Raw genomic sequence first — 5272 nt, 5'->3', positions numbered from 1 at the left:
TCTCGCGCCCAAGCCCGTCGCCGAGCACGAACTCGCGGACTGGCTGCGTGGATTCGCGCTGACCGGTTTCGATGTCGCGGCCGAAGTGCCGCTGCGCATCGCCCTGGCCGAAATCGGTCCCGGCGACCACGTGGTCGTGGTGGTGGTGCATCACATCGCCGCCGACGGCGCGTCGACAGCGCCGTTCCTGCGGGATCTGCTCAGCGCTTTCCTCTCCCGGCGCAACGGGGCGCGCCCGTCCTGGGAGCCGCTGCCGGTGCAGTACGCGGACTACACGCTGTGGCAGCGCGACATGCTCGGCGACGAGAACGACCCGGCTTCGGTGGCCGCTGCCCAGCTCGCGTACTGGCGTCGTGCCTTGGCGGGCATTCCGGACCGGATCGACCTACCCTCGGATCGGCCGCGCCCGCCCGTCGCCTCCGGTCGAGGCGCGGAGTACGCCTTCGCGGTGGACGCCTCGGTGCACCAGGGTCTCGCCGAACTGGCGCACAGCGGCGGCGCCTCGGAGTTCATGGTGGTGCACAGCGCGCTGGCGTTGCTGCTCGCCCGGCTCACCGGCACCGACGACATCGCCATCGGCACGCCCGTGGCCGGACGTGGCGAGCGAGAGCTCGACGGACTGATCGGCATGTTCGTCAACACGCTGGTGCTGCGCACCCGGATCGATCTCGGCGTCTCGTTCCGCACCCTGCTCGCCCAGGCGAAAGAGACGGATCTGGGCGCCTTCTCGCATGCGGAGTTGCCGTTCGAGCGTTTGGTCGAGGTGCTTGACCCGGTGCGGTCGCAGGCGCATCACCCGCTGTTCCAGGTGGCGCTGTTCTTCCAGAACATGAGCAGGCCCGAGATAGCGCTGCCCGGGCTGTCGGCGCGGGTGATCGAACTCGACGGCGCGGTGGCGAAATTCGACTTGCAACTGACCGTGGTGCCCGACGTCGAAGGCCGCGCCACGGGCTTCACGGCGATGTTCACCTATGCCACCGACCTGTTCGACGAACGAACGATAGCCGAGTTCGCCTGGCGGCTGGACCGGCTGCTGACCGTAGTCACCGCCGAGCCGGACCGGCCGATCGGCACGATCGATCTGCTCGCCCCCGCCGAGCGTGAACGCATCCTGCTCGAGTGGAACAGCACTCGATACCCGGTGCCCACCGAGTCGCTGCTCGACGGCTACCGCCGTGCGGCGGATGCCTATGCCGACGAGATCGCCGTGGTGTACGAGGGTGTGGGTCTGTCGTATCGGGAGTTCGATGCGCGGGTGAATCGTTTGGCTCGGTTGTTGATTTCGCAGGGTGTGGGTGCGGAGTCGTTGGTGGGGTTGGCGGTTCGTCGGTCGTTGGATCTTGTGGTGGGGATGTATGCGGTTGTGGCGGCGGGTGGGGCGTATGTGCCGTTGGATCCGGATCATCCGGCTGAACGCATCGCCCACATCCTCCGGACAGCCCAGCCCGTCTGTGTGCTGACCACCTCCGCCGACGCCGTCGACGTGCCGGAAGGCATCGCGGTACTGCTGCTGGACGCGCTGGACCCGAATCGGTTCGACGACGCCCCGGTGCGCGCCGAGGAACTGGTGCGTCCGCTGCTGCCGCACCATCCGGCGTACGTGATCTTCACTTCGGGGTCCACCGGCCGCCCCAAAGGCGTCGCGATCTCGCACTTCGCGATCCAGAACCAGATCAGCTGGATGCTCGCGGCCTACCCGCTCGACGCCGACGACGTGTACCTGCAGAAGACGGCGACGACGTTCGACGTCTCGCTGTGGGGCTACTTCATGCCCCTGCGGGTGGGCGCGAAACTGGTCGTCGCCACGCACGACGGACACCGCGATCCGGTGTACGTCGCGGAAACCATTGCCGCGCAGGGCGTGACGGTCACCGACTTCGTGCCGTCCATGCTCACGGTCTTCGCCGCGCACACCGCGCCCGGCTCGTGCCCCACCTTGCGGGACATCTTCGTGATCGGCGAGGCGCTGCCACCGGAGACCGTCGCCGCGGTGCGCGCGGTAACCGACGCCGCTGTACACAACCTGTACGGGCCCACCGAGGCGGCGGTGTCGGTGACCTACTGGCCCGCTACCGCCGCCGACGAGCGGTCCGTCCCGATCGGTGTGCCGCAGTGGAACACCCAGGTTTACGTGCTGGATTCGCGCCTGCAACCGGTGCCGGCCGGGGTGCCCGGCGAGCTGTATCTCGCCGGTGATCAGCTGGCTCGCGGTTACGTGCGGCGTCCTGATCTGACCGCCGACCGGTTCGTGGCCAACCCCTTCGGTATCGGCGAGCGGATGTACCGGACCGGTGACCTGGTGGTCTGGCGCGCCCCGACCGAAGAACTACCGCATCGGCTGGATTATCTCGGCCGGACCGATTTCCAGGTGAAGTTCCGTGGTCAGCGGATCGAGCTGGGGGAGATCGAGACGGCGCTGCTGGCACAGCCCTCGGTGAGCCAAGCCGTGGCGGTGGTGACGCGATCGGCGCTGGGTGATCAGCTGGTGGCCTACGTGGTTCCCGCGCCGGGCTACGCGATCGAGCAGGCCGGATTGCTCGCGGCGATCGGTGCGACGCTGCCCGGGTACATGGTTCCGGCGGCGATCGTGGTGCTGGCGGAGTTCCCGCTGAATTCGAGCGGGAAGCTGGATCGTAAGGCTCTGCCCGAGCCGACGTTCGAGACCAGGCAGTTCCGTGCGCCCGCGAGCGCGGTCGAGGAGATCGTGGCGGGGGTGTTCGGCGAGGTTCTCGGGTTGGGCCGGGTCGGCGCGGATGACGATTTCTTCGCGTTGGGTGGCAATTCGCTGGTCGCCACCCAGGTGGTGGCGCGTCTGGGTGCGGCGGTGGGTGCACGGGTGGCGGTGCGGACGCTGTTCGAAGCGCCGAGCGTGGCAGCGCTTGCCGTGGCGCTCGAATCGCACACCCATGGTGAGCGTGGTGTGGAGCTGGGCGGTATCGCGCGTCCGGAGCAGTTGCCGTTGTCTTTGGCGCAGCGGCGGATGTGGTTCCTCAACCGTTTCGACCGAACCGACGACGCGGGTCAACAGATCGGTTCCGCGGCCTACCACCTCCCGTTCGCGTTGCGCCTGACGGGTGCGTTGGACGTCGCCGCGCTGGGCGCGGCGTTACACGATGTCGTGGCGCGGCACGAGGTGCTGCGCACGGTGTATCCGGAGACTGCGGATGGCCCGGTGCAGCTGGTGTTGCCCGCCGGGCAGGTCACGCTGGACGTGGCGGTGCACCCCATCGGCGCGGCCGAGATCGCCCGCGACGTGCGCGCGCTCGCCACGACGCCGTTCGACGTGACCGCTGAAGTGCCCGTGCGAGTGCGGTTGCTGCGGGTCACGGATGCGCCGCAGGAGTTCGTGTTGGCGGTGGTGGTGCATCACATCGCGGCGGATGCGTCGTCGATGGGTCCGCTGGTGCGGGATGTGATGGTCGCTTACGCGGCGCGTGCGGCTGGTGAGGTGCCGGGGTGGTCGCCGTTGCGGGTGCAGTATGCCGATTACGCGTTGTGGCAGCGTGCGGTGCTGGGTGCGGAGTCGGATCCGGAGTCGATCGCGGCGCGGCAGATCGCGTTCTGGCGGGCGGAGTTGGCTGATCTGCCCGATTTGCTGGAGTTGCCGACGGATCGGCCGCGTCCGGCGGTGGCGTCGTTGGCGGGTGCGCGGGTGGACGTCGAGATCGACGCGGTGACCCATGCGGGGCTTGTGGACTTGGCGCGTGCGCATGGTGCCACGTTGTTCATGGTGGTGCATGCGGCGTTCGCGGTGTTGCTGGCCCGGTTGTCCGGCGGTTCGGATGTCGCAGTTGGTACCCCGGTCGCGGGTCGTGGTGAGCGTGAGCTGGATGATCTGATCGGTATGTTCGTCAATACCGTGGTCTTCCGGACGCGGATCGACGGCGGGGAGTCGTTCGCGGATCTGCTCGCCCGTCAGCGGGAATCGGATCTGCGTGCATTCGCGAACGCGGATGTGCCGTTCGAGCGGTTGGTGGAGGTCTTGAATCCGCCGCGGTCGACGGCGCGTCATCCGTTGTTCCAGGTGGGGTTGTCCTTTCAGAACGTTGCGCGGACCGCGCTGGAGCTGCCCGGGTTGTCGGTGGCTGGGGTGGACGCGGATGTGGATGTGTCGCAGTTCGATCTGCATTTGATCGTGGGTGACGCCTATGAGGAGTCGGGTGCGGCTGCTGGTATCGGTGGGTTCTTGACGTATGCGACCGATCTGTTCGACCGGGAAACGGTCGAGGGTTTCGCCGAACGGTTCTCGCGTGTCCTCACCGCCGTCGTCGCGGACTCCACGGTGCCGGTCGGTGATATCGACCTACTCGCGGACACCGAGCGCACCGACCTGCTCACCACTTGGAACGACACCGGCCACCCGGTGGAAGCGGCCGCCACGCTGGGGTCGCTGCTGCGTCGAACCGTCGCGGCGACGCCCGGAGCGGTCGCCCTGGTCGCCGACCTGCCCGGCGGCGAACGCGCCGAGCTGAGCTACGCCGAACTGGGCGCCCGGGTGAACCGCCTCGCGCGCTACCTGATCTCGGTGGGCGTCGGGCCCGAATGCCGGGTCGCGCTCGCGTTCCGCCGCTCGGCGGATCTGGTCGTGGCGATGTACGCGGTGGCCGAGGCAGGCGGCGCATACGTGCCGGTCGACCCGGACCAAGCCGCGGAGCGGACCGACTACATCCTCTCCGTCGCGGCTCCGGTGTGTGTGCTGAGCAACGTGGAGTCGGACTTCGATACCGATGTGGCGCCGGTGGTGCGTCTGGAAGACCTCGAGCTCACCGCGGTCGCGAGCCTTCCGCTCGCCGATTCCGAGCGTGTGGTCGCGTTGCGACCGGAGAACACGGCCTACGTCATCTTCACGTCGGGCTCGACCGGGCGGCCGAAGGGCGTCGCGGTGTCGCACGCGGCGGTCGTGCATCAATTGCTCTGGAAGACGGCGTATTTCGAGTTGACCCAGGACGACTCGGTTCTGCTGAAGACGGCGGCGACGTTCGACTTGTCGGTGTGGGAGTTCTGGTCGGCGGCGGTGTGCGGTGGCCGTCTGGTCATCGCCGCTCCGGACGGGCATCGCGATCCGGCCTACCTGAACGAGCTGACGGCCCGGGAGTCGGTCACGACGCTGCACGTGGTGCCGTCGATGCTGGACGCGCTGCTGGTGCACCGGGCGACCGCGGAGGGGCCGGACTGGGCGCCACGGCGGGTGTTGGCGATTGGTGAGGCGTTGCCGGGTTCGGTGGCGCAGCGGTTCTTGCGGGAGAATCCGCGGACCGAGCTGTTCAATCTC

1 protein-coding gene is annotated in these 5272 nt (G+C 68.4%); it reads left to right on the top strand.

What is annotated here, in order from left to right; all coding sequences use genetic code 11:
- Positions 1–5272: non-ribosomal peptide synthetase (locus ON27_RS24750; protein WP_043732640.1), on the top strand; the 5272-nt coding region annotated here is incomplete at both ends.

Origin of the sequence: Nocardia asiatica NBRC 100129 (genome assembly GCF_000308415.1) — a bacterium.
GTDB classification, from domain to species: domain Bacteria; phylum Actinomycetota; class Actinomycetes; order Mycobacteriales; family Mycobacteriaceae; genus Nocardia; species Nocardia asiatica.
Note: the sequence above shows the minus strand (reverse complement) of the source record. Positions and strands in the feature narration are given on the sequence as shown.